The following is a 404-nucleotide window of genomic DNA, read 5'->3' as shown; positions in this document are numbered from 1 at the left end:
ATGCGGCCGCCACCATCGAGGCCATCGACCGCGCCGTCGCCGATTGCCTTGCCCGCGAAGCCTCGGCCGTGGTCACCTGCCCCATCGCCAAGAAGCCGCTCTACGATGCCGGCTTTCGCTTTCCCGGCCACACCGAATATCTGGCGCATCTGGCGGCTCGGCACAGCGGTGTCGAGGCGATGCCGGTGATGATGCTGGCAGGACCCGACCTGCGCACCGTTCCCGTCACCATCCACATAGCGTTGGCCGAGGTGCCGAAGGCACTGACCACCGAACTGATCGTCGCCACCGCGCGCATCACCGCTGCCGACCTTGCCGGCCGCTTCGGCATCGCCAGGCCACGGCTGGCGATTGCCGGGCTCAATCCACATGCCGGCGAAGGCGGCGCCATGGGCCTCGAAGCC

1 protein-coding gene is annotated in these 404 nt (G+C 68.6%); it reads left to right on the top strand.

Annotated elements, in window-relative coordinates; translation table 11 throughout:
• A partial coding sequence (locus EN991_RS39590) for a 4-hydroxythreonine-4-phosphate dehydrogenase PdxA (RefSeq protein WP_206519392.1) occupies window positions 1-404 on the top strand: 404 nt, incomplete at both ends.

The organism is Mesorhizobium sp. M7A.F.Ca.US.005.03.2.1 (assembly GCF_003997795.1).
GTDB lineage: Bacteria > Pseudomonadota > Alphaproteobacteria > Rhizobiales > Rhizobiaceae > Mesorhizobium > Mesorhizobium ciceri.
The sequence above is the reverse complement of the archived record's forward strand: the minus strand, read 5'-3'. Positions and strand labels throughout refer to the sequence as shown.